25 protein-coding genes are annotated in these 23,399 nt (G+C 39.8%); 9 read left to right on the forward strand and 16 right to left on the reverse strand.

Annotated elements, in window-relative coordinates:
- Positions 1 to 16: 16 nt before the first annotated feature.
- On the reverse strand, positions 17 to 385 hold the full coding sequence (locus CLV99_RS16420) for a BlaI/MecI/CopY family transcriptional regulator (RefSeq protein ID WP_133585609.1): 369 nt from the start codon (positions 383 to 385) through the stop codon (positions 17 to 19).
- Between the two features lie 255 nt (positions 386 to 640).
- On the opposite strand from CLV99_RS16420, the gene CLV99_RS16425 reads away from it, so the two are divergent.
- On the forward strand, positions 641 to 1,927 hold the full coding sequence (locus CLV99_RS16425; protein ID WP_133585610.1) for a citrate synthase: 1,287 nt from the start codon (positions 641 to 643) through the stop codon (positions 1,925 to 1,927).
- Positions 1,928 to 1,968: 41 nt separating this feature from the next.
- Here CLV99_RS16425 and CLV99_RS16430 read toward each other — a convergent pair whose 3' ends face one another.
- Positions 1,969 to 2,388 carry an RNA-binding S4 domain-containing protein gene (locus CLV99_RS16430; RefSeq protein ID WP_133585611.1) on the reverse strand — a complete coding sequence of 140 codons (420 nt, stop codon included), beginning with the start codon at positions 2,386 to 2,388 and terminating at the stop codon, positions 1,969 to 1,971.
- A gap of 164 nt (positions 2,389 to 2,552) precedes the next feature.
- On the opposite strand from CLV99_RS16430, the gene CLV99_RS16435 reads away from it, so the two are divergent.
- From CLV99_RS16435 to brnQ, 5 genes are all read left to right on the forward strand, one after another.
- Positions 2,553 to 3,368: a 2,3,4,5-tetrahydropyridine-2,6-dicarboxylate N-succinyltransferase gene (locus CLV99_RS16435; protein ID WP_211348557.1), complete on the forward strand. Its 816-nt coding sequence runs from the start codon at positions 2,553 to 2,555 to the stop codon at positions 3,366 to 3,368.
- A gap of 19 nt (positions 3,369 to 3,387) precedes the next feature.
- Positions 3,388 to 3,969: an L-threonylcarbamoyladenylate synthase gene (locus tag CLV99_RS16440; RefSeq protein WP_133585613.1), complete on the forward strand. Its 582-nt coding sequence runs from the start codon at positions 3,388 to 3,390 to the stop codon at positions 3,967 to 3,969.
- 4 nt (positions 3,970 to 3,973) lie between these two features.
- A complete protein-coding gene (locus tag CLV99_RS16445; RefSeq protein WP_133585614.1) occupies positions 3,974 to 4,378 on the forward strand; it encodes a DUF4920 domain-containing protein in 405 nt (134 codons plus the stop codon).
- Between the two features lie 67 nt (positions 4,379 to 4,445).
- Positions 4,446 to 5,291 carry a dihydropteroate synthase gene (folP, locus tag CLV99_RS16450; protein WP_133585615.1) on the forward strand — a complete coding sequence of 282 codons (846 nt, stop codon included), beginning with the start codon at positions 4,446 to 4,448 and terminating at the stop codon, positions 5,289 to 5,291.
- Positions 5,292 to 5,293: 2 nt separating this feature from the next.
- Complete coding sequence (gene brnQ / locus CLV99_RS16455) at positions 5,294 to 6,601, forward strand: branched-chain amino acid transport system II carrier protein (RefSeq protein WP_162850142.1); 1,308 nt, start codon at positions 5,294 to 5,296, stop codon at positions 6,599 to 6,601.
- A 31-nt stretch (positions 6,602 to 6,632) separates the two neighbouring features.
- Here brnQ and metG read toward each other — a convergent pair whose 3' ends face one another.
- Positions 6,633 to 8,702, reverse strand: a complete 2,070-nt coding sequence (gene metG / locus CLV99_RS16460; protein WP_133585617.1) for a methionine--tRNA ligase — start codon at positions 8,700 to 8,702, stop codon at positions 6,633 to 6,635.
- A gap of 158 nt (positions 8,703 to 8,860) precedes the next feature.
- Between metG and CLV99_RS16465 the strand changes: the two genes are divergently transcribed.
- The 3 genes from CLV99_RS16465 to pckA all read left to right on the forward strand — a co-directional run bounded on the left by CLV99_RS16465 (position 8,861) and on the right by pckA (position 12,021).
- Entirely contained in the window at positions 8,861 to 9,763 is a 903-nt protein-coding gene (locus CLV99_RS16465; protein ID WP_133585618.1) for a S66 peptidase family protein, read from the forward strand.
- Positions 9,764 to 9,766: 3 nt separating this feature from the next.
- Positions 9,767 to 10,168: a DoxX family protein gene (locus CLV99_RS16470; protein ID WP_133585619.1), complete on the forward strand. Its 402-nt coding sequence runs from the start codon at positions 9,767 to 9,769 to the stop codon at positions 10,166 to 10,168.
- 239 nt (positions 10,169 to 10,407) lie between these two features.
- Complete coding sequence (gene pckA, locus CLV99_RS16475) at positions 10,408 to 12,021, forward strand: phosphoenolpyruvate carboxykinase (ATP) (protein WP_133585620.1); 1,614 nt, start codon at positions 10,408 to 10,410, stop codon at positions 12,019 to 12,021.
- An 86-nt stretch (positions 12,022 to 12,107) separates the two neighbouring features.
- Here the strand turns inward: pckA and CLV99_RS16480 are convergent, their stop codons facing one another.
- From CLV99_RS16480 to CLV99_RS16540, 13 genes are all read right to left on the reverse strand, one after another.
- The gene (locus tag CLV99_RS16480; RefSeq protein ID WP_133585621.1) at positions 12,108 to 12,563 is read right to left on the reverse strand and encodes an ABC transporter ATPase; all 456 of its coding nucleotides are present in this window, start codon (positions 12,561 to 12,563) and stop codon (positions 12,108 to 12,110) included.
- Positions 12,564 to 12,655: 92 nt separating this feature from the next.
- Positions 12,656 to 13,198, reverse strand: a complete 543-nt coding sequence (locus tag CLV99_RS16485; RefSeq protein ID WP_133585622.1) for a DUF420 domain-containing protein — start codon at positions 13,196 to 13,198, stop codon at positions 12,656 to 12,658.
- Between the two features lie 4 nt (positions 13,199 to 13,202).
- Positions 13,203 to 13,922, reverse strand: coding sequence for a thioredoxin domain-containing protein (locus tag CLV99_RS16490; protein ID WP_133585623.1), 720 nt, complete (start codon positions 13,920 to 13,922; stop codon positions 13,203 to 13,205).
- Positions 13,923 to 13,924: 2 nt separating this feature from the next.
- Complete coding sequence (locus CLV99_RS16495) at positions 13,925 to 14,302, reverse strand: cytochrome C oxidase subunit IV family protein (RefSeq protein WP_133585624.1); 378 nt, start codon at positions 14,300 to 14,302, stop codon at positions 13,925 to 13,927.
- 28 nt (positions 14,303 to 14,330) lie between these two features.
- Positions 14,331 to 15,068, reverse strand: coding sequence for a cytochrome c oxidase subunit 3 (locus tag CLV99_RS16500; RefSeq protein ID WP_133585625.1), 738 nt, complete (start codon positions 15,066 to 15,068; stop codon positions 14,331 to 14,333).
- Between the two features lie 9 nt (positions 15,069 to 15,077).
- Positions 15,078 to 15,665, reverse strand: coding sequence for a cytochrome c oxidase subunit 3 (locus CLV99_RS16505; RefSeq protein WP_133585626.1), 588 nt, complete (start codon positions 15,663 to 15,665; stop codon positions 15,078 to 15,080).
- Between the two features lie 6 nt (positions 15,666 to 15,671).
- Positions 15,672 to 16,577, reverse strand: a complete 906-nt coding sequence (gene cyoE, locus CLV99_RS16510; RefSeq protein WP_133585627.1) for a heme o synthase — start codon at positions 16,575 to 16,577, stop codon at positions 15,672 to 15,674.
- Positions 16,578 to 16,627: 50 nt separating this feature from the next.
- Positions 16,628 to 17,671, reverse strand: coding sequence for a COX15/CtaA family protein (locus CLV99_RS16515; RefSeq protein WP_133585628.1), 1,044 nt, complete (start codon positions 17,669 to 17,671; stop codon positions 16,628 to 16,630).
- A 46-nt stretch (positions 17,672 to 17,717) separates the two neighbouring features.
- Positions 17,718 to 19,592, reverse strand: a complete 1,875-nt coding sequence (locus CLV99_RS16520) for a cytochrome c oxidase subunit I (RefSeq protein WP_211348558.1) — start codon at positions 19,590 to 19,592, stop codon at positions 17,718 to 17,720.
- A gap of 25 nt (positions 19,593 to 19,617) precedes the next feature.
- Positions 19,618 to 20,937 (reverse strand): cytochrome c oxidase subunit II, encoded by a 1,320-nt coding sequence (locus CLV99_RS16525; RefSeq protein WP_133585629.1) that lies wholly within the window; start codon positions 20,935 to 20,937, stop codon positions 19,618 to 19,620.
- 40 nt (positions 20,938 to 20,977) lie between these two features.
- Positions 20,978 to 22,213, reverse strand: a complete 1,236-nt coding sequence (locus CLV99_RS16530) for a quinol:cytochrome C oxidoreductase (protein WP_133585630.1) — start codon at positions 22,211 to 22,213, stop codon at positions 20,978 to 20,980.
- A gap of 19 nt (positions 22,214 to 22,232) precedes the next feature.
- Positions 22,233 to 22,889 (reverse strand): c-type cytochrome, encoded by a 657-nt coding sequence (locus tag CLV99_RS16535; RefSeq protein ID WP_133585631.1) that lies wholly within the window; start codon positions 22,887 to 22,889, stop codon positions 22,233 to 22,235.
- On the reverse strand, positions 22,861 to 23,397 hold the full coding sequence (locus CLV99_RS16540; RefSeq protein ID WP_133585632.1) for a DUF3341 domain-containing protein: 537 nt from the start codon (positions 23,395 to 23,397) through the stop codon (positions 22,861 to 22,863). The genes CLV99_RS16535 and CLV99_RS16540 overlap by 29 nt, the downstream gene beginning before the upstream one ends.
- Positions 23,398 to 23,399: the final 2 nt, after the last annotated feature.

Here is a 23,399-nt window from a genome sequence, read left to right on the forward strand (position 1 = left end):
TTAATTAGTCCGATGATTAGGACTTACCATTTTTAATCATCTCCATTATCTCCTTCAATTCATTTTCTGAAAGCTTCTCCTCCTTCACAAAAAAAGAGACCATCTCTTTATAAGAACTTCGAAAATAATCTCCGACAAATGAATTCATATACTTAGCCTTATACTCCTCTGCTGAGATCAGTGGTTCATACCGCTTCGCATTAGCGTAAGCAACTGGTCGGACATAACCTTTCTTAACAAGATTCTTAATTGTCGAAGCCAATGTTGTATAGGGCACAGAATCTCCCTTTAGATTATCCAAAATCTCCTTTATAAAACCACCTTTTAATTGCCAGATGGACAACATAGCCTCTTCTTCCTGTATCGTTAATTTCTCAAGTTCCATAAAATTAAATTACTAACACTTCGCAAGTCTACGAAAAAACCGTAACAATCAAAATTATTTTATTTTTTTTAACACACAGTTTAGGATCACGAGACACGTGCAAATAGATAAAATATTGGCAGAAACGAATACCGACAACAAAGCAAAATCTAACAACTTGGTAATTTTGACCAACAAATGTCATTTAAAATGTAAAGCATGGGTTGTTTTGTCATTCATTTTTATATTTTTGTGAATACACATAGAAATTTGATTATGTCTGAAACAGCATCCTTTACCTTAGATGGCAATAAGTTTGAATTTCCAGTTATAACGGGAACAGAAAATGAAAAAGCCATAGATATTTCGAAATTGAGAGATCAATCAGGATACATTACATTAGATCCTGGTTTCAAAAATACGGGCGCTACCAAAAGTGCAATAACCTTTTTAGATGGTGAAAAAGGAATATTAAAATACCGAGGTTACAAAATTGAAGACCTTGCTGAGAAGTCTACATTTTTAGAAGTTGCTTATTTGTTGATTTTTGGCAATCTTCCTTCTAAAGAAGTTTTAGAACAATTCAGAACGGATATCAAGAAGCAAATGATGGTACACGAAGACATGAAAATGTTCTTCTCTGGATTTCCATCTAAATCCCATCCTATGGGACAATTATCTTGTCTTGTTGGTGCGTTGTCAGCGTTCTATCCTGAATCACTGAATCCCAACCAATCAGAAGAAGAAGAATACAAAACAATTATCAACCTCCTAGGTAAGATGCCAACAATCGTATCTTGGATTCAAAAGAAATCATTAGGTCATCCTGTTGTATACCCTAAAAAAGATTTAGGCTATATCGACAACTTCATGAACATGATTTTTGGAGAAGTTAATTGCGACAAAATATTTGATGAAGCAGTATTAGATGCAATGCGTATCTTATTGATTCTTCATGCGGATCACGAGCAAAACTGTTCAACATCTACAGTCCGTATCGTAGGTTCGTCAAACGCGAACTTATATGCATCTGTCTCTGCAGGTATCAATGCCCTTTGGGGTCCTCTCCATGGAGGTGCCAATCAAGCGGTAATCGAAATGTTGGAAGACATCAAAAATGATGGTGGCGATGTAGAGAAATACCTTGCTAAAGCGAAAGACAAAAATGATCCGTTCCGCCTAATGGGCTTTGGTCACCGTGTATATAAAAACTTTGACCCACGTGCAAAAATCATTAAAAAAGCATGTGACGATGTATTGGAAAAACTAGGTGTAGAAGACCCTGTTCTAGATATCGCAAAAGGGCTAGAAAAAGCAGCGCTTAGTGATCAATACTTTATTGATAGAAAATTATATCCGAATGTTGATTTTTACTCAGGTATTATCTACCGTGCATTAGGTTTTAAATCAGATATGTTTACTGTATTATTTGCTTTGGGCCGTCTTCCGGGATGGATTGCACAGTGGAAAGAAATGCGTGACAATAAAGAACCTATCGGACGTCCTAGACAAGTCTATACAGGTGAAACAGACCGCACGTACCCAGACGATACACAACGTTAAGAAATAAAAAAGGCAGAAATTAATTTCTGCCTTTTTTATTTCTATTCACCGTCTTTCTCCCCATCTTTCCACCATTCACTACTCTTCAAATCATCGATTTCACGTCGGTCCCTTTTTGTTGGCCTTCCCGTACCTCTATCTCTTTTCAGAATAGGAGCATGAAATGTTGACTTAAAACCATATGTTTCTTCAAGCGGTGTCTTATCCTCGTAATTTTCTGCAGCAATCTTTGCATCCCCTCTCCTTTCCAGCAGACCTGTCACCAATATTACTTTTCTTTCAATACCTTTCTGAATCGAATACGTCTCGCCTAATTTCACAACATAGGAAGGTTTCACATTAGTACCATTCAGCTTGACACGTCCCGCCTTACATGCTTCTGTTGCTAGACTACGCGTCTTAAATATCCGGATTGCCCATAAATACTTATCAATCCGTAGTTTTTCATTTTCACTCGCCATAAAGCAAAAATACCGCTTTGTAGAACAAAAAAGAAATACTAAAAACCGTATCTCTCAGATGCTCCACTTATTACCCCCTTAATATTTAGACTACATATTGATGAATACAAAGCATTTTTCTAAGTTTGTAGTTGACAATTAATCATTACTAACACGATATAAAAATGCAAAATCTGCAAAAACTAGTCGAAGAAGCTTGGGAAGAAAGGCACCTTTTAGATTTCAAAGAATATTTTGAAGCCATACAAACCGTTATCATGAAACTAGATAATGGCGAACTACGCGTAGCAGAACGCGTAGGAGATCGCTGGCATGTAAATGATTGGATAAAAAAAGCAGTTATATTATATTTCCCTATCCGTGAGATGCAAGAGATTGACAACAAGCCTTTCGTCTACCACGATAAAATGAAACTGAAGACCAACTATAAGGAGCTTGGCGTCCGTGTAGTACCCGGCGCCTCGGCACGTTATGGTGCTTATCTGGCCAAAGGCGTGATTATGATGCCTTCTTATGTGAATATAGGAGCTTATGTTGGCGAAGGCACAATGGTCGATACCTGGGCTACTGTAGGCTCTTGCGCACAGATTGGAAAACATGTCCACCTTTCCGGTGGTGTAGGTATTGGAGGTGTATTAGAACCTATACAAGCCGCTCCTGTCATCATCGAAGACAACGTATTTGTAGGATCCCGTGTTATTGTAGTAGAAGGAGTTCATGTAGAGTCAGAAGCTGTTTTAGGTGCCAATGTCGTATTGACAGCCTCGACAAAAATTATAGATGTATCCGGTACAGAACCAATCGAATACAAAGGCCGAGTACCAGCTCGTTCGGTTGTCATTCCCGGCACATATACTAAAAAATTCCCTGCAGGAGAATATCAGGTACCTTGTGCACTAATTATTGGAAAGCGTAAAGATTCAACCGACAAGAAAACTTCGCTAAATGATGCGCTTCGTGATCATAACGTAGCCGTTTAACAGACACCATAACATACAGATGCATAGACCATTCGTCGACAAAGAAGATTTAAATCAAGCACTCGAAACACTGAAAAACGGAGGCTTGATTTTATACCCAACAGATACGATCTGGGGCATTGGCTGTGATGCCACAAACCCTGAAGCCATAGAAAAAGTATTTGCACTAAAAGGAAGGGACAAAAGCAAAAGCATGCTGATTCTCTTGCACAGCGACAATCAGTTAGCGAGCTATGTTCGCGAAATCCCAGAAGTAGCCTATCAATTGATTGAATCATACGATAGACCAATTACGATTGTATATTCAGGAGCCAAAAATTTAGCAGAAAATGCGATAGCCGAAGATGGAAGCATAGGTATACGCATCGTAGCCCACCCCTTCTGCCAACAACTTCTCCAACGCTTCAAAAAGCCAATCATCTCTACATCAGCAAATTTAAGCGGTCAACCCTCCGCACAGACCTTTGACCAAATTGATGAATTAATCAAGGAAAAGGTAGATTATATCGTTAAATTTGGGCAAAATGAAGATAGCCCGGGCACTCCCTCCATTATTATGAAATTGGATCCTAGTGGCAAATTCGAATTCTTACGTAAATAATATCATGATGAAAAAAATATTAGCCCTTAGTTTTGCTCTTTTTACACTGACAACCATTGGTCTAGCCCAACAAAAGGAAGTTAAACCTTCTACTCCAGGCGTTACCTATGGTAAAAGCATTAACCAGAATAATGCCATTAGCACAGAAACATTGCAAAACAAACTTCTTAAATCCGATACCTTCACTGGAAAAATAAAAGGAGAGGTTACCCAAGTCTGTAAAATGAGCGGATGCTACTTGATGTTAGGTCTTGTTGACGACAATGCAATAACCGTAAGATTTAAAGAAGGAGCTTTCACAGTACCTGCTGATCTAAATGGGAAAACGGTTATCCTGGAAGGGAAAGTAACCAAAAAGAGTCCAGACAATATTAACATGATAGCTGATGGTATATTGGTTATCAAATAATCCTCTTGATAAATAAATCCAAGGCTGTAACAAAACAACTGTTACAGCCTTATTATATTCCAATACTATGTATGGCCTAAAAACAGCCTCCTGCCAAAGCATTAATCTAAAGGGAAAGCTAGAGACATTCGAGAAGCCACAGATTATGGGCATTCTGAATGTTACCCCTGATTCATTCTTTGACGGTGGCCAACATAATTCACTAAATGCCGCATCGATAAAAGCAGCACAGCTTATTGCCCAAGGTGCAGATATACTAGACATAGGGGCTTATTCCTCTAGACCAGGCGCTCCTCTTATTTCTATACAAGAAGAGATTGACCGGGCGCTACCCATCATTGAATATCTTGTCACCCATTTTCCGGATACGATTCTATCCATAGACACGTTTCGTGCTGAAGTAGCGCATGTTGCAATCCAAGCGGGCGCCCATATTATCAATGATATATCGGGAGGGAACCTCGATGAGCACATGTTTGATACCGTCGCCAAACTTCAAGTCCCCTACATCCTTATGCATATGCGTGGCACACCTGAGACTATGCAGCAGCATACGGACTATGATGACATCGTTGAAGATATAGCAGTCTACTTTGGCCAGCGTATCGCCCAATTAAGATCACTAGGCGTCAAAGACATCATTCTAGACCCAGGCTTTGGCTTTGCAAAGACTATCGCTCAAAATCATGAACTATTACACCGTGTTAGTGAATTACACTACCTAGGGCTCCCAATACTCGGCGGAATTTCTAGAAAATCAATGATATATAAGAAGTTAGAGATCACCCCTCAAGAATCACTATCGGCAACCACCGCACTAAACACCCTCTTACTACAAAATGGTGTACAACTGTTGCGTGTGCACGACGTTCTTGAAGCAAAACAACTCATCCAATTATTTTATAACCAATAGAATTGAAGAAATATAAAGACATACTTACGATTGGCTTCGCACTATTTGCTATGTTCTTTGGGGCAGGCAACCTTCTTTTACCTCCCTTTATAGGTTTACAGATAGGAGCACACATTACAGTGACTATTTTGGCCTTCGGCCTTACCGGGATTATTCTACCATTTTTTGGTATACTATCTATTGTGCAGTCAGGTAGTTCTTTTCATGATCTAGGCAATAGAATCCATCCCCAACTCGCCCCCATATTGGGGTCCATAATCATGTTGTGCATTGGCCCTTTAATTGCTATTCCGCGCACTGCTGCCACGACTTATGAAATAGCCGTTCTTCCTTCATTTCCAGACTTCAATCCGATATGGTCTTCTATCCTATTCTTTGCAGCCACTTGGGGACTGACCATTGTTCCTTCCAAAGTCGTTGACATTATAGGCAATTTTTTCACACCACTACTGCTACTGCTGCTCTTAGCACTTATTGTACTGGGCATAGTACAACCACAAGCGGACTACTCACCATCCTCGCTTAGCACGCTGGAAGCCTTTTCTTTAGGTTTTACAGAAGGTTATCAAACCCTAGATGTATTTGCTTCGGTCATATTTGCGGGTATCATTATCAGTGCAGCAAAATCCAAGGGCTATACCAGCGTCAAAGAAAAAAATAAGGTTGTCATTATATCAGGAATCGTATCAGCTTCATGCCTATTTCTAATTTATGGAGGGCTTGTCTATTTAGGCGCTACATCCGGTGTGACGGATAAAGATATTCCCCGCTCTTTATTGCTTATCCAAATTGCACAACAGATTCTAGGCCCATACGGTATGCTAGGGATAGCCTTAAGCATCGGTCTAGCTTGTCTAACCACTGCTATAGCCGTCACCTCAGCTGTAGGCACATTCTTTTCTCAATTAAGTGGGGGCAGACTGAGTTACAAACTTATCGTAACCATCTGTTGTATCCTTTCCGCTGCATTTGCGGTCAAGGGAGTAGATAGCATCATTCAGTTCGCTTATCCACCTTTAGCATTTGCGTATCCCATCGTTATCACTCTTGTCCTATACATTGTACTATTCGGCCGTTTCATAAAATCCAAACTTCCTTATATAGGAGCATTGATAGCATCAACCACAGTTGCAGTGCTAAATGTTATCAAAGTTTTAGGTCTATGGTCTACCGATTTTTTAACAATATGGAACAAGATACCTCTTTTTGACATCGATTTAGGTTGGGTTATACCATCGATTATCGGATTCCTAACAGGTTATATCATCAGCTTGATACAAGCAAAAAAAATCACCCCTAACCAAAGCTAAGGGTGATTTTTCAGCTATAAGAACCGGCTAACTAACGAACTACACTTCCGTTTGTGATTGTAGTCTGCGGATTTACAAAGTCTAGTCTTCCATCTGCATCTTCAGCCATTAATATCATGCCCTGAGATTGAATACCTTTAATCTCCCTCGGCTCTAGATTAACCAAAATAGAAACCTGTCTACCGACAATATCCTCCGGAGCGAAAAACTCAGCTATACCTGAAACAACTGTACGCTGATCAATACCTGTATCGATCTTTAACTTCAACAGCTTCTTCGTCTTCGCCACCTTCTCTGCTTCTAGAATAGTTCCGACACGGATATCCAACTTCATGAAATCGTCAAAACTGATATTCGCTTTTGCTGGCGCTACATTGACCGCTGCTTTCACATTGTTGGCTTTAGCTGCAGCTAGCTTTTCCAATTGGAACTCGACTTGCTCGTCGGTTATTTTATCAAACAAAAGCTGTGCTTCACCCAGTACATGCCCTTCAGCAATCAGACTGGCTGTCCCTGCTTTTTCCCATCCCTGTACCGGGATCTGTAACATATCAAACAACCTACCTGCCGTCTTAGGCAAGAATGGCTGTGCTAAAATTGCCAGATTAGCGACTATCTGAGTAGCAACATTCAGAACGGTTTTAACACGTTCCTCATCGGTTTTGACCACCTTCCAAGGCTCCTCATCCGCCAAATATTTATTACCTAGACGAGCAGCATTCATAAAGTGACTTAGTGCCTCTCTAAATCTATAATTCGATATAGACTGCTCGATAAGGGCCGGATATTTCGCTAACTCATCAAAAACAGTAGTATCAATCGTATTATAATCAGAGCCTTTCAATACCTTACCGTCAAAATATTTGTGAGACAGCACCATCACTCGATTCACAAAGTTACCTAGTATAGCGACCAACTCATTATTTACCCGTGCCTGAAAATCTTTCCATGTAAACTCACTGTCCGATGTTTCTGGAAGAATTGATGTCAATACATAACGTAACTCATCTTGCTTACCCGGAAATTCCTCTAAGTATTCATGTAACCAAACCGCGTGGTTACGAGAAGTCGACAATTTATCACCTTCAAGGTTCAAAAACTCATTCGCAGGAACATTATCCGGAAGGATATAATCTCCATGGGCATGTAGAATAGCAGGAAAGATAATACAGTGAAACACAATGTTATCTTTACCGATAAAGTGTATCAACGATGAATCATCCGCTGGATTATTCTGCTTCTTCCAATAATCTTCCCAATTCTTGCCCTGGTCTAGTGCCCACTGCTTTGTGGCCGATATGTATCCAATAGGAGCATCCAACCATACATATAGTTTTTTTCCTGTGGCCTCTTTCAAAGGTACATCTACCCCCCAGTCTAGATCGCGTGTCATCGAGCGCGGTTGCAAGCCTGATTTTAGCCATGATTGACACTGGCCGAATACATTCGATTTCAACTCCGCCTTCTTTCCCTCAATCAACCATTCTTCCAACCAAGGCTGATATTTGTCCAATGGAAGATACCAATGTTTCGTCTCTTTCAAAATCGGAGTTTTTCCACTCAATGTTGATTTTGGGTTGATTAGATCTGTTGGACTCAATGAAGTCCCACATTTCTCACATTGGTCTCCATAAGCACCTTCACTTTGACAATGCGGACAGGTACCTGTAATATAGCGATCGGCCAAAAACTGATGGAATTCTTCATCGTAATACTGCTCTGAAAATTTCTCGATAAATTCTCCTTTTTCGTAAAGATTAAGAAAAAACTCCTGCGACAGCTCGTGATGGATCGGTTCGGAAGTACGATGATAGATATCAAAAGAGATCCCAAAATCTTCGAAGGATTCTTTAATCTGTTTATTATACTTATCAATAATTTCACGAGGAGTTACCCCCTCCTTTTTAGCTTTAATAGTAATCGCAGCCCCATGCTCATCCGAGCCGCAGACATAGACCACATCTTTATTATTCAGACGTAGAAAGCGTACAAAAATATCACCAGGAATATATGCTCCAGCCAAGTGTCCAATATGCAAAGGACCATTTGCATAAGGAAGCGCTGAGGTAATGGTATAACGTTTTTTAGATAAATTGCTCAAGATATTGTATTTTTAATGGTAATACTAAAAATTAAATAGTAACATTGTTTGCAAAGATAACTCAATTTGTGCTGAATAAATAAAAGCCTGTTTAGATTTCTAACAGAAAATTATATATCTTCTTTTTTTGCTTTACAATGATACCGAAGAAACTTATCATGAACACACCTACATATCTAAAGAAAGGCGATAAAATCGCCATACTATGCCCTGCTGGTTATATAAAAGAAGACCTTACTCCTGCATTCGATATACTAAGAGATTGGGGGCTTGAACTGGAAATATACCCTTCAACTTATGCGCAATGGAATCAATTTGCGGGAGAAGATGAACTCCGTACCAAGGATCTGCAACAGGCATTGGATGCGCCAGATATTAAAGCCATTATTGCTGGCCGTGGGGGCTATGGTTCTGTGCGCCTGATAGATAAACTAGATTTTTCCACATTCACAAAAGCTCCCAAATGGCTTGTCGGATTCAGCGATATCACCGTAATACTCAGCCACATTCAAAACAAACTAAAATCTGCCTGTATCCACGGACAGATGGTAAAATCATTTCTAGATGCCAGCCCAGAGTCACTATCTACATTGAAGGCGGCACTTTTTGGAAAGAATAAAGACTTGCACTACACCTGCTCTTCGCCAGCTCAACGCGAAGGACAGGCCCAAGGAATACTTACGGGAGGCAACCTCGCTATTTTGCATAGTATATTGGCTTCTGATTCCGATGTCGATTATGATGGAAAAATTCTATTCATCGAAGACGTCGGTGAGTCTTATTACAATGTCGACCGTATGTTATGGGCACTCAAACGGGCGAAAAAACTCAACAATCTCAAAGGCCTTATTGTCGGAGGATTCACATCTATGAAAGACTCAGACCCCTCCTTTGGACAGACAATAGAAGAAATAATAATGGATAAAGTCCAAGAATACACCTATCCCGTAGCCTTCGGTTGTCCAGCAGGACATATCGAAGACAATAGAGCACTAGTCTTTGGTCAAGAAATAGAACTCCACGTCACAGCAGAAAATGTTTCCATAATTTACATGAAATAGAATATGAGCAATACAAGCACCAAAAAAGATATAGGTTTATTCGTATTACGTACCGTCATAGGTATCTGTATGTTAGCCCTTCATGGACTTCCCAAATTAATGGGTGGTCCAGAAACATGGAAAAAGGTTGGGGCAGCCATGGGCAATTTAGGTATAAACTTCTTTCCGATAGGATGGGGATTCTCTGCTGCCATAGTAGAGAGCTTATGTGCACTATTCATTGTCCTTGGACTATGGACAAGACCAAACAGCATTCTATTGGCTTTTACCATGCTAACAGCTACAATCACTCATCTATCTCAGGGAGATGGCTTTAACACAGCTTCACATGCTATCGAATTGATGGCTGTATTTATTGCCCTAGCTCTGATGGGACCAGGGAGATATAGTGTGGATAAAAGATAAACAAATTAACATATTTTGCCCAAACACGGTATCACACCTAACACATTTTAGTAAACAGGATTTAGAAAATTTCAAAAGTTAGGTTTATTCATCATTAAATAAACAAGATTTGTTTAAAAATCGGTCAAATAAATGATTGATATCAGCCATTATAAGCATTTTTTGCAAAAATAAACTTTGTTTATTTTCATTTTGCTATTGTCCCTACCTTAGCTTCGTAAAACAAAATTATGGTAATAATGGAGCTACGTGAATTTGGGACAAAAAGTTCTTCATTCGATTTGAATTCAATTGGGTTAAATGCAGGAACAATACACTGGAACTTAAGCAACGAAAAGCTTACAGCTCAAACCCTAGAGCTAGGACAAGGCACATTAAATGACAAAGGTGCTCTTTGTGTGAATACTGGTAAATTTACAGGTAGATCACCAAAAGACAAATTTGTGGTTAAAGACGACCTTACCGAAAACAGTGTGGATTGGGGCGACATTAATATCGCTATTACAAAAGAGGTTTTTGATAATTTATATCAAAAAATGCGCTCATATTTAACAGGCAAAGAAGTCTGGGTAAGAAATTGTTATGCAGGAGCTGATCCTGACTATAGATTACGTGTTACTGTAATCAATACCTTACCATGGGCCAACTTATTCTGTAGCAACCTTTTTATTAGGCCTGCAGAAAACGAACTAACAGCATTCGAGAAAGAATGGGTCATTCTTCAAATCCCTGAATTTGAAGCGGATCCAGCTGTAGATGGAACCAGATCGGCAAACTTCACGATTGTTAATTTCACTGAAAAGGTTATATTAATCGGAGGAACGGCCTATACCGGTGAGATGAAAAAAGGAATTTTCTCTGTACTCAACTTTATACTTCCGCATCAGTACAACGTCCTTCCAATGCACTGTTCAGCCAATGAAGGCAAAGATGGCGATGTCTCTTTATTTTTTGGATTGAGCGGAACGGGTAAGACTACGCTTTCTGCAGATGCGAACAGATCACTTATCGGAGATGACGAGCACGGTTGGGCTGACGGATCGGTCTTCAACTTTGAAGGAGGATGTTATGCCAAGTGTATCGATTTGAGCGCAGAAAAAGAACCGGAGATCTATGCTGCGATTAAGCCAGGTACCTTATTAGAAAACATTTCCTTTTTCAAAGACAGTAATGTTGTAGACTTTGCTGATGCAAGTATTACAGAAAATACGCGTGCAGCTTATCCTATTGATTACATTCCCAATGCAAAAGAACCTTCTTTAGGTGGTAAACCTAAAAATATATTCTTCTTGACTTGTGATGCTTTTGGTATACTTCCTCCGATATCGAAATTAACCAAAGCCCAAGCTATGTATCATTTCATATCAGGATATACAGCAAAAGTAGCAGGTACTGAAGTAGGTATCACAGAGCCACAGACGACTTTCTCGGCATGCTTCGGACGGGTATTCTTACCTTTACACCCTACAAAATACGCAGAGTTGTTAGGTGAAAAACTGGAGAAGAACCCTGACGTGAATGTATGGTTGATTAATACAGGCTGGACCGGTGGTAAATACGGTGTAGGTAAGCGTATGAACTTAAAGTATACGCGTGCTATGATAAATGCAGCTATGCGTGGGGACCTAGACAATGTAGAATATGTTCCGCATGTTGTATTCGGTCTTTTAAAACCACAATCCTGCCCAGGTGTTCCTGCAGAGGTATTAAATCCTAGAACAACATGGTCTGATCCTGAAGCATATGACCAACAGGCATTAGCGCTTGCTCAGCTTTTTGTCAACAACTTCAAGCAATACGAAGATGAAGCGAGCGAGGAGATACGTTCAGCATCTCCGAGAACAACATTATAATAATAAAAGGGCTTCTATATATCATAGAAGCCCTTTTACTTTATAACTTAATAAAACGATGCGCTAAAAACTCCGCATCTTCTTCACTAAAAAACCTTGCTGTGCCAACTATCTCGAAAAGGAATAACCCATTTCGACTCGAAATCTGTTGAATTCTGTACTAGATTATTAAAGACCAAGGTCTCTGCGTGTACCATTCCATCTTTAACCAGAGATTCAAACTCTCCCCTACCGACAAGGTTAACAGTTCCCTTATCATCAATAAAAGAGACTTTCATACGATCAAAAAAATCAACTCCTAATCGCTCCCCAAGCCCTTTCAAAAAGTGGACAGATTTATCGATTGAACATCCCGTAACTCCAGCCTGTTGCTCATCGACTTCTAAAATCACAAAAAGATTATCCTTCACAATTCCCTTTCCTGCTAACGCAGAACCATGCGCAGTCCATGATGATACAAAATCAGCAATTGCCGCTTCCGCAGCTTGTACCTGCTCATCCGAAAGCATCCTATCCGCCTGATATATCCAAACTCTATTCATTTTATTAGTATTTAGTATTGAGTATTAAGATGGGAGACATGAGATTTGAGATATGATACCTTTTAACTCTATAACCTTATAACCTCTTAGTCCTAATGCGCATAGTAAGGCGATATCATAAGATATACCACCACACCTGTTACTGCGACATACAACCACATTGGATAAGTAATGCGTGCCAAACGTTTATGTCTCTCATAAGCTCCGGCTATCCCTCTAACGAACGTGAAAAGCACAAATGGGATAATCACAATAGAAAGAACAATATGTGTAATCAAAATAAAAAAGTACACATACCGAATAATTCCTTCACCACCATAAGACGTCGACACTGACGTCATATGATAGGCTACATACATCAATAAAAATAAAGACGAACACAGCATGCACACCTTAATCAAGTTCTCGTGTAGCTTAAAATTACCTCGTTTCACAGCCGATACTGCCCACACCAACAAGACGGCAGTAAGTCCGTTGATCGTTGCATATATAGGAGGTAAAAACGACAGCGGCTCTACATCATAACCCAGTTTAGGCAGGTTTACACCAAACAGCGCTGCTACCGCCAACGGAATAACAACGGATAGTGTCCAAATCCAACCTTTATACTTCTTTTCTTCTTCTGTCATTGCCATAAAACTACTTCTTTTCAACTTTTAATGGATTGTTCCTTGCCTCTTCGACAAGCTGTACCTTAATTTCATCTTCCAATCTCTCGATATTTGTCTTCAGATTGATATCGTAAAACCCGCGTATTCTCCGCTGTGAGTCAATCAAAATATACTGACTACTAATCGTAAACTTACTGGGATCCGATGGATCTTGTAACGCGTCACTCAATAGCTGCTCACGTACATACGGGAGAATAGCACTCCCCCCCTGGAGTATTTCCCAATGTGTTTCCAACCCCTTTCTGTAGGTATTGCTTAACGCTTCCAAATTTACAATCTTGTCCGCAGAATCAATAGAGATGGAATAGAACTTGACTTTGTGATTATTTTTGAAGCGCTCAACTACCGGACGCAGGTTCTCCAATAACGTTGCAGAAAGTCCCTTATCCGTCCCATAAAACGTATGAACGACGGAAATGAGCGAATCTGTCCCCAAAAACCGGACTGAATCTCCAGAACTATTAACCAATGCAAGCGGCTTAATCTGATGAAAAACAGTATCAGGAATCTCACGCCCCATCTTACGGTTCATCTTACCCGACAAGTGCTTCTCACCATATACGGGTAGTTTTAAATAGGTATTAGAGCCAATTTTATTAAGGGCTATATACAAAAATCCTGGCACTAGTAGTACTATAGCCAGGATTATGAAAGTCGAAATATTCTTTCTTCTCGTTTTATTTTGCATTATTACTTATTTGGGAAAACTGGATGCTCCTGAAAGTGTGTTAACAGGTAGTTTCCTTCAACTAAAATCAAAATAATAAAATAAATGATAAAAAGGAAAACGATACTCGTTGTAACGATGAAGCCAGACTTCTCAAACTTCAAGTGCATAAAAAATGCAACGATATAGTACGCTTTCACTAATGTCAATACGATATAAATAGTATTAACCAATGCTCCTTTTTGCAATATTCCCCAGTGGTGAACGAATCCTAATGCAATTAGGAACTCTAATGCTGTAAGTGCCAGTAGAACGAAAAATACCGACCAAATACGCTTTTTATCCATTCCTTCTTCGTGCCCGTGTTCGCCGTGTGCACCTATATTTTCGTGGTTTGCCATTTCTTTAGATAAATTGCTAAGTTTATAATTAGATTAAGTAGAAGAATGTAAATACGAATACCCACACTAAATCTACAAAGTGCCAATAAAGACCTACTTTCTCTACCATCAAATACGTACCTCTTCTTTCAAACGTATTGTTCAACGTCATACAAAGAATGATAATATTCAACAAGATACCGATGGATACGTGAAATCCGTGGAAACCTGTGATTGTAAAGAACAAGTTTGCGAACTGCAATGCCGCTGTATAAGAGATATCATTGGTGAAATAAGGTCTCAATGTCTCTGCTATCATCGCTGGATCAGTCATCCCTGTAGCCGGATTTCTTCCGAACCAAAATCCTTGGTGATGTAAGTGCGACCATTCCAATGCCTGACAGCCGACAAACATCAAACCGCCTAAAATCGTCCATAACATCCATTTAACGACCTCTTGTTTAGAATTTCGATGTCCAGCTTCTACAGCTAGTACCATTGTAACAGAAGACATAATCAGGATAAAGGTCATAATACCGACAAAGACCAAAGGTTGGCCAGAATCAGCAATTCCTGGGATAGATTGGAAAACCTTATCCGCATCAATCCAAGTAGGTTGCGCAAATTTTTGAGCACCATAATAAATTAGGAATGCTGAAAATGTAAAGGCATCCGACACCAAGAAAAACCACATCATGATCTTTCCATACTCTAAGTTCCAAGGTGACCTACCACCGTTCCATGGTCCGTCTTTAACCTTATCCAATTGCGATACAGTTGTACTCATTGTTTACTATTATTGATTCAAAAGTAAGAAAACATATATATAAATCCATAAAAGATCTAGAAAATGCCAAAAAACAGTAGCTAGATCCATTCGAAACACGTTGTCCCCTTGGGGTATGCCTTTCAATACCCCAGTAAGGGCACGTAGAAGGACTAATATCCCTACGACAATGTGTAAAAGGTGTAGTCCTGTAAACACGTAGATGAAAGACTGAGAAGCATTATTATTAATAAAATAAACACCTTGCTCGGTCAGCACCTTCCATGCTTGTACCTGAACTACAAAAAAGATAATACCGAGTACTACTGTCACAAGCAACAATAGCTTCTGTCTTCCGATATTTCCCAACTTAGCAGCTGAATAGGCCAAATGCAACGTAATGCTGCTCAACACTATCGTCAGCGTACTATAAATAAAAGCCTGTGGCAGGATTGTTTTTATCCCTTTGTCTACCCCACTAGCTGTGTATACTATAAAACCACTAGAAAGAGCGGCAAACATCATAAACATACCAATGATGCCCAACCAAAGGTTGAACTTCTTGGCCTTTCTTGTCTGCTGTATTTCTTCTTCCAAATTCATTGCTATATTTCCCATCTTTAATTAAAAAGGAATAAAATCAAATAAAAGTACGAGCTGTGTGAGTGGTAAATATAAAAAGGAAACATACATTACCTTTTTTGCTGATGCATCTGTTCGTAACACATAATGTTGATAACCGTACCAAGTAAACATCAACCCACCTAACAAAGACACGATTGTAAACACCAAACCTCCAAAACCATAATACATTGGCAAAAAGCCTGCTGGTATCATCAACAACGCTGAAATAAAAATCATCACCGCTGAAGTGGTATCTTTCTTAGTTGTTGGCAATAAACGAATACCTGCGTTTCTATAATCCTCATCTGCCACCCAAGCAATCGCCCAAAAATGAGGGTATTGCCAGAAAAACTGAATGGTAAACAACACCAAAGGAGTAATCACCACAGCTGCTTCACTAACCGCTGCATACTCTAGGCCGAAACCCGCAGATTTAAAAGCGGCATAGTAGCCAATCAACGGCGGTAAAGCTCCAGGAATTGCTCCCACAAAAACCGCAATAGGCGACTTTTGTTTCAGCGGAGTGTACACAAAGGCATACAGAAATATAGAAAAAACAGACAGCAGACCTGCGATAAAATTGAGTTTTACAAGAACCATAGTCCCCAAAATACCCATAAAAACGCTCAGAACCAACGCCTGCCCTGTAGTCATCCGACCTGCAGGCAACGGGCGGTCCATCGTCCGCTTCATCAGCTTATCTATATCTTTCTCAATGATCTCGTTGAATCCATTAGCAGCACCTGTTACCAAAAAGCCACCCACAGTCAACAACAACCAATTGAACCACATCACATCCCCCTGCTGCTTAGCTCCTATCAAAAACGAGATAGAGGCAGAAAAGACAACAGTTAACGTTAATCTTAATTTGACTAATTTGTTAAAATCGGATATAAAAGTCTTCATTTAATTCTTCACCTCCCTGTACGCTAAAAAAGAAAAAACAACGTTCTTCATTATCTCTTCAACTTAGTCATCAAAAGCATTAAATAATATTGCGCTCCAAAAAACAAACTCGCGATTACCAAATGTGTTGTTTGAGCTACGGCAGGTACTGAAAAACGAGCCAGAATAATTCCCGACGCCATCTGAATCAACACCAAAATGAAAACAATCCATGCATAACGACTTTGAATAGAATTTGCACTGAACCTATTTTTCACCAAAAAGAAAAATAAGACCGTAATGGCAAATGTCAGATAGGCCAAAATCCGATGGATTTCGTACACGCTTCCTATAGAGTCGATCCAGGTTGTTCGATCTTTACCCAAGTAGTTCAGATGATCTATTGCCTCACGAACCTCCGTTCCGTAGACGACCTGCACCAACATAATCACCAAAGAGAACATAGCTAGTGCTTTAAGCCCCCCCGATGGGTAATTGATTAAAATCGTCTTGTTTCTAAACGTAGTTGCCAGATAGAATGTGTATATACTGATTGCCACTATGATGAGGGCCAACAGCATGTGCACCGTTATTATCCAAGGCATCAAATTAGTAGACACTACTATAGAACCTAACCAAGCCTGTAATACTACTGCAAAAAGATTAAGAACGCTCCATACAAAAATGGACGGTTTGGATTTGATGTAAGTAAAAGCGTATATAGCTGAAAAAAGAAGTGCAAACCCTGCTACCACACCGGCAAGCCGATTGATATACTCCGTCCAAGTCTTTGCCACATTGAATTCTTCATGTTTCAAAATAGACTCGTCGTGACGGATATTATCTGCAAGCTCCGGGAAGCCAAATAGTTCGACCATCTTTGCAAAACGATCGTTCTTTTTAACCCTTCCGTCGATATAGTGCTGCTCGTAGCCTTCCGGCAACTGAGAAACATGTGTTGGGGGAACAATCTGATTGAAACACTTTGGCCAATCCGGACAGCCCATCCCTGAGCCTGTACTTCTTACTACACCACCAGCTGTGATAACGACAAATAAGATAAATATCGTAAACCTATTGATTTTAACAAATCTCTTTTCTCCAGCTGGATACATCTATTACACTTTACATCATCCATGTAATAGAAGGTAGGTTAAAAACCTAACCTTCTACTACTCTATTATTTTCTTTGTTCCACTGCTCTTGTATACGAACAGCTTCATCATCTCCTTCAAAATCGTGCATCATATTCGAACTCATTGTTTGCGAGAATGGTACGTTCTGAGGGATAAAATCTTCGTCATGACCTGGCTTAGAATAATCATAAGGCCAACGGTATACCGTAGGGATTTCTCCTGGCCAGTTTCCGTGAATATGTTCTACAGGAGTAGTCCACTCCAATGTATTTGAATTCCATGGGTTCTGAGTCGCTTTCTTACCATTCCAGATAGAACCGAAGAAGTTAATCAAAAACGCCAACTGTCCAAGACCTGCAATGATAGCTGCCCAAGTAACCAATACGTTGACAGAAACCCATTTCTCCATGAAAGGGAACTCTGTAAATGCGTAGTAACGACGAGGTACACCATCAATACCCATAAAGTGCATTGGGAAGAATACCAGGTAAGCACCGATAAACGTCAACCAGAAGTGGAAATAGCCCAATTTCTCGTTCATCATTCTACCGAACATCTTTGGATACCAGTGGTACACACCACACAACATACCGAAGATAGATGCAGAACCCATTACCAAGTGGAAGTGAGCAACAACAAAATACGTATCGTGTAAGTTGATATCCAACGTTGCATTACCTAAGAAAATACCTGTCAAACCGCCAGAGATAAAGAAAGATACCATACCGATAGCAAACATCATCGCTGGAGTGAAACGGATATTACCTCTCCACAACGTCGCCATATAGTTAAATGCCTTAACTGCTGAAGGTACCGCAATAATCAACGTTGTAATCATAAATACTCCTCCTAAGAAAGGATTCATACCCGTTACAAACATGTGGTGTCCCCATACGATAAACGAAAGGACAGTAATACCTACTAAAGAGTAAACCATCGCGTGGTAACCGAAGATCGGTTTACGAGAGTTTGTAGAGATAACTTCAGAAGTCAAACCTAACGCAGGCATAACAACGATATAAACCTCAGGGTGACCTAAGAACCAGAATAAGTGCTGGAACAAGATTGGCGAACCACCTTCATTAGGTAAAATCTGACCACCTACTACTAAATCCGATAAGTAGAAAGAAGTACCCGCAGAACGGTCAAATATTAATAATACAACAGCTGAAACTAATACCGGGAATGAAAGCAAACCAACAATCGCAGTCAAGAAGAAAGACCAGATAGTCAATGGCATTCTCCAAAGATCCATACCTTTTGTACGCATATTCAATACTGTACTGATGTAGTTAACACCACCCATTACCTGAGAAGCGATAAATAACACCATACTAGCTAACCATAATGACATACCTAGACCGGATCCGGCAATCGAAGTAGGAAGTGCCGACAATGGAGGATAGATAGTCCATCCTGCAGATGCTGGCCCACTCTCTACGAAAAACGAACCGATCATAATCACACAGGCTACAAAGAAGAACCAGTATGACAACATGTTCATAAATGGAGACGCCATATCGCGAGCACCCAATTGATAAGGTATCAAAAGGTTACTAAACGTACCAGACAGACCTGCTGTCAATACGAAGAATACCATCATGGTACCGTGAATGGTTACTAAGGATAAGAAGAACTCCGGTTTAATACGACCACCTTCAGCCCATTTTCCCAAAAATACTTCCAATATTGGAAAATCTTTATCCGGCCAAGCAAGTTGGATACGGAATAAAAGGGATAATAACATGGCGAAAACTGCCATAATGATACCCGTGATCAAGAATTGCTTCGCAATCATCTTATGATCCTGACTAAAGATATACTTCGTTAGGAAAGTCTCATGGTGATGACCATGTGCATCATGATGACCTGCGTCGTGTGATATAACTGTGCTTGACATATTCTATTATAAATTCTTTTAACAATTAATTTACAGAAGCTGTTGTAATCCCTTCAACCTGATCGGTATTTGCAAATTCCTGCTGAAGCTCTTCCGTGAAATACTTCTGTTGCTTGCTCAACCAATCCTTATATTCAGCCTCTGTAACTACGATTACTTTCTTACCCATATTCCAGTGACCTGAACCACAAATCTTATTACACAACATAATGAAGTTGTAATTAGGATCGTTCATCCGATCACGCATCTCCTCTGTAGTCACCGTAGGTGTAAACTGGAAGTAGTTTGTCATACCCGGTACAGCATTAACTTGTACACGGAAATCAGGAATATAGAATGAGTGAATAATATCTTTAGAAATAATGTGGAAGCGAACCGATTTGTTCACTGGGATAACGATATCTTCTCCGCGAATATCGTCCCAAGAGTTTTTATCGTTAAAATCGATACCGTAACCATTCGTCGGTGACGTCATCTTATAGTTTCTCTTACCGATGATACCATCAGCTCCAGGATAACGAACGTGCCATTGGAACTGCTCACCTAATACCTCAACCTGTATTGCAGATTTTTGAAGCTCTTCAGGGACGTTTGTAATCGATCTCCATGTAAAGAAACCGAACAAAACCAACACTGTCAAAACAATAGCAGGAACAATAGTCCAGATACGCTCGATAGAATCATTGTGTGGATAATAGTAAGCCGTACGCTTCGCTCTCATACGGTACACATACGTGAAGGATAATAAGACGATATGCGTCACCACCATCACAAACGTAGTGATAGCTAAAGTGATGATAAACATCTGATCGATCTCTTTACCATGTTCCGTAGCAGCCTCTCTCCAAGCCCAGCTACCCCAAACCGAATACGAATAATACGTACCACTAAGGAAGAAAACTAAAAACAAAAGCAACAAGCCTGCCTGCCAGTTGTTATTACTTAATGGATTGTACTTACCATTCATCTTACGTGTAAGCACGTAGACAGAATGTATCTTTCCAACCACCGCAATGATTGTACACGCTACCAAGAATAGTAGCACGTAGTAGAAAAAGTTCTTGTACACCTGAGGAGCTATTTTAGTAGCTTCCTCTACTTTCGCAACTGCAGCTCCGTCAGCTACTGCCTCAGATACATTAGTAGCGCTAGAATCTGTAACAACAGCTGTTCCAGCAGTATCTACCGATGCTGAGTCTGTCGTCGCAGTTGCAGCAACTTTCGCCACAGTATCAACTACAGTAGAATCACTTTGTGCTGCCGCAACTGGCGCTACAAAATACAAGCTGATCAATAGTAGTAAACCCAATATGGATTTGAACCTGTTATTTATTTGTAAATTCATTTCTTATAATAAACGTTTGAACGTGATCTCCTTAGTTCTATTAAATCTGATGATGTAAACTCTCATCCAAGAACGGATGATTCTTCGGTGCCAATGCATGTTTACTTAGTTTACTCAACACTAAAAATGTAAACAATCCACAGAAACCGATAGCTGTACCTACTTCAACAATTCCGAATCCTCTCTCTGTATCAACCGTACCTGGCATCACCATAATGTAATAGTCTAACCAGTGACCGCATAGCAACAAGATAGCAACAAACAACATTGCATTTTGCTTACGCTTTGCATCTCTATCCACCAATAATAACAATGGTGCGACAAAGTTAATAACTATACTTAACCAAAACCACAATTTATATTCTGGCTCAAAACGCTTGTAGAAATATACAGTCTCTTCAGGGATATTTGAATAGTAGATCAACATAAATTGAGCGAACCAAACATAAGTCCAGAAGATAGAGAAACCGAAGATTAACTTACCCAAGTCATGTAAATGGTTTTCATTTACCCAAGCCATGTAGCCTGCTTTCTTCAATAGAATCAATATAACAGTGATAACACATAGACCACTTACCCACATTGCAGCGAAGTTATACCAACCGAACATCGTAGAGAACCAGTGCGCTTCAAGGGACATAATTGTATCGAAAGACCAAATTGGAGTAGTAAATCCGAAGATAACTAAGAAAATAGCAGATAACTTAAATCCTTTTTTGTAAGAAGTAAGTCCACCTTGCAAATCCTCATTGTAAGATAGTTTCGCCAGAATAAAAGCGAAAATACTGTAAGTACCCATGAATAGAATCTGACGGATCAAGAATCCAGGTACATTCAAAAATGCTGCTTTACCAGCAACCAAGGCATCGTAATTTGGACTGTTAGGATCTGTTAATCCTTCAGCATGCCAGTGGTGATAAAGATTATGCGTGTATAATCCTAAGCCTACTATTACCAAAAGTACTAAAGACGCTATAGGTAAAATACTCGCCATAGCCTGAGGAATACGGATTAATCCGGCAGACCAAGCTGATTGTGTTACTAATTGAAGAGCGACGAAAAACGCTCCGGCTGCACATACACAAGTGAAGTAATACCCCATCAATAATAGGTTAGCATATGTACGCTCAACAATAATATGTTCACTTGATAACATACCGAATGCAACAGCAGCTATACCCAATACGATAGCAACTAAGCTAAACACCTTAGCCGTGCCAGCAAAAGTATACTGCTCGCTGAAATTATAATCGTGATGATGATTGTGAGTTCCCATTTATAAAATTGATGTTAGGTTATTTCTTTTGTAATTCTTGTACATACATAACTACTTTCCAACGTTCTTCTGGATTCAACTGAGACGCGTGCGACCCCATTGTATTCAAACCGTAGTAAATAGTATGATAAATCTTTCCTGCTGTAAGATCAGCCATCAAACCTCCTCGTGAAGAGTTAGCACCAGACGACTGTGCGTACGATGGAGGAGGAGGGAAATTTTCTAACTTCCTTGTACCTCTTGAGTCAGTAACCTGACGATCCTTCGTAATAGAACCATCACCTTTACCTTCTTTACCGTGACATACTGCACAGTTAGCAATAAATAAATGCTCACCTGCCGCTAGATTCTCTTTTGTCACAGGAAGAGGGTTAGTTACCTCAGCACCTGCACGGGTATAGTCCTCAACAGTATTTTTAAAATCAGCTCCGAAACGCTCAAAACCAATAGGATCTGTTCCTGCAGGAGGCGTTTGGGCTGTTTGTTTATTCTTAAAATTATTATTTGGTTGATCTGGATTGTAAGCAATCGGATCATACATATTACGCGAAAATTCTAATCCCGTGCTACGTGTTGTGCCATCACCACAAGCAGTAGTTACTGCAGCGAAAGCTACCGCCGCACATACAGCGCCAAGAAAATTCTTCTTATTCATAACTAACATATTTTCTTTCATTGTATTTAACTTCTACTGCTCCTGCTTCCTTCAACAAACTATCGATCAACTCGTGATTTGAATTATCACGCGCATCGATAGCGATGATAAAACGATCATCTGTCGCTCTCAAATCCATAACGCGTGGTGCGCGTCCTGGAAATAAATGATTACGGAAGAAGAAAGTCGCTACCATACCCAATGCACATAGTAAAATCGTAACCTCGAATGATACCGGCACAAAGTTAGGTAATGGCATAGAAGGCTTACCACCAATATTCATTGGCCAGTCATAAGACATCGTGAAATACAACAAACTAAATCCTAATATCAATCCCAAACCTCCAAAACAAAAAGCTGCGATAGGTAAGCGTGAAGGCTTAACCCCTAGTTTAGCTTCAATACCGTGAATAGGCATTGGAGTAAAACAATCGTATATGCTAATGTTATTTGCTTGCAATCTGTCAATCCCGTCCATCATTTCGTCAGGATCCGCAAAACTTCCTAATATATATTTTGTATTGCTCATTG

It is taken from the genome of Sphingobacterium yanglingense, from assembly GCF_004363245.1.
In the GTDB taxonomy this organism is placed as follows: domain Bacteria; phylum Bacteroidota; class Bacteroidia; order Sphingobacteriales; family Sphingobacteriaceae; genus Sphingobacterium; species Sphingobacterium yanglingense.